Origin of the sequence: Mesorhizobium sp. M5C.F.Ca.IN.020.29.1.1 (assembly GCF_003997375.1) — a bacterium.
GTDB lineage: Bacteria > Pseudomonadota > Alphaproteobacteria > Rhizobiales > Rhizobiaceae > Mesorhizobium > Mesorhizobium wenxiniae.
This window is the reverse complement of the sequence record NZ_RZSW01000776.1, coordinates 1-2181: the sequence shown is the minus strand read 5'-3', so window position 1 is coordinate 2181 and position 2181 is coordinate 1. Positions and strand designations below refer to the sequence as shown.

Sequence of the window (2181 nt, the reverse complement as noted above, 5' to 3'; positions counted from 1 at the left end):
GACGACGAGCGTCGTGCCCATTTTGAGGAGGGGAGGGGACATTTCGAGAGCCGTCATGCGCTGATCCTTACCTGGCGTCCTCCGGAGCGACGGCGCTCGGGTCTAGCCCGGTATGTCTATTCCGACAGCGAGAGCCGGACGGCGCGCTATGCCGACACGGTGCTGGAAAACTTTCAGACCTCGATCCGCGAGGTCGAGCAGTATCTCGGCAACGTGCTTTCGATCCGCCGCATGGTCACGCAGTCGGTCAAGGAGCGGGGCGGCTTCCAGACCGCCCGCTATGACGAGCTGTTCCAGTTCATCCGCTTCTCAATCACCGGCGAGAACCATCCGGTGCGCCTGCCCGAGATCCCGATGTATCTCGACTGGCTGGCAACGGCCGAGTTCAGCCATGGCCTCACGCCGATGGTCGATAGCCGCTATCTCGCCGTGGTCGGGATCGACGGCTTCCCGGCCGAGAGCTGGCCGGGCATCCTGAACTCGCTCGACCTGATGCCGCTCACCTACCGGTGGTCGTCGCGCTTCATCTTCCTCGACGATCAGGAGGCGCGGGTCCGGCTCGAGCGCACGCGCAAGAAATGGCAGCAAAAGGTCCGGCCCTTCATCGACCAGTTGTTCCAGACGCAATCGCGCTCGGTCGACCAGGATGCGATGGCGATGGTCGCCGAGACGGAGGATGCGATCGCCCACGCGTCATCGCAACTCGTCGCCTATGGCTACTACACGCCGGTCATCGTGCTCTTCGACGAGAACGACACACGGCTGCGGGAGAAGGCCGAGGCTGTCCGCCGCCTCGTCCAGGCCGAGGGTTTTGGCGCGCGGATCGAGACGATCAATGCGACGGAGGCCTTTCTCGGCAGCCTGCCGGGAAACTGGTATGCCAACATCCGCGAGCCGCTGATCAACACGCGCAACCTCGCCGACCTGATCCCGCTCAATTCTGTCTGGTCGGGCGCGCCGACCGCGCCTTGCCCGTTCTATCCGCCTGCCTCGCCGCCGCTGATGCTGGTCGCAAGCGGCTCGACGCCGTTTCGCCTGAATCTTCATGTCGACGACGTCGGGCATACTTTGATCTTCGGGCCGACCGGTTCGGGCAAGTCGACCCTGCTGGCGCTGATCGCCGCGCAGTTCCGGCGCTATCCCCGGGCGCAAATCTTCGCCTTCGACAAGGGCCGCTCCATGCTTCCGGTGACGCTCGCCGCCGGCGGCGATCACTACGAGATCGGCGAGAGCGACGGCGATGGTGCTCCGGCGCTCGCCTTCTGCCCGCTTGCCGAACTCGGCACCGATGGCGATCGGGCGTGGGCATCGGAGTGGATCGAGACCCTGGTGGCGCTGCAGGGCGTGACGATCACGCCCGACCACCGCAATGCCATCTCGCGCCAGGTCGGGCTGCTGGCGTCATCGAACGGGCGGTCGCTCTCGGATTTCGTCTCGGGCGTGCAGATGCGCGAACTTAAGGAGGCGCTGCACCACTACACGGTCGACGGGCCGATGGGTCAGCTTCTCGATGCAGAAAGCGACGGACTCTCGCTCCGCTCCTTCCAGACCTTCGAGATCGAGCAGCTGATGAACATGGGCGAGCGCAGCCTTGTCCCCGTGCTGCTCTATCTCTTCCGTCGGATCGAGAAGCGACTGACCGGGGCGCCTAGTCTGATTATCCTCGATGAGGCGTGGCTGATGCTCGGCCACCCGACTTTTCGCGACAAGATCCGCGAGTGGCTGAAGGTGCTGCGCAAGGCCAATTGCGCGGTCGTCCTGGCGACGCAATCGATCTCGGATGCGGAGCGCTCCGGCATCATCGATGTGCTGAAAGAATCCTGCCCGACCAAGATCTGCCTGCCGAATGGCGCGGCGCGCGAGCCGGGGACGCGAGAATTCTACGAGCGGATCGGCTTCAACGAGCGCCAGATCGAGATCGTCGCGACGGCACTGCCCAAGCGCGAATACTACGTCGCCTCCCCGGAAGGACGGCGGCTATTCGACATGGCGCTCGGACCTGTCGCGCTCGCCTTCGCCGGCGCCTCCGGCAAGGACGACCTCAAGCATATCCTGGCGCTGAAGGCCGAGCATGGCGACGCCTGGCCGGCGCAGTGGCTTCAACAGAGAGGAATTGGCGATGCCGAAGCACTCCTTCACAACGGCTAGATTTGCCGCTGCTGTGGCGGCACTAGCGATTAT

General features: G+C 64.5%; 1 protein-coding gene. It reads left to right on the top strand.

Annotated features, from left to right (window positions below; all coding sequences use genetic code 11):
- Positions 1-2148: conjugal transfer protein TrbE (locus tag EOA85_RS33395; protein WP_127212552.1), on the top strand; the 2148-nt coding region annotated here is incomplete at its 5' end.
- Between the last annotated feature and the right edge of the window lie 33 nt (positions 2149-2181).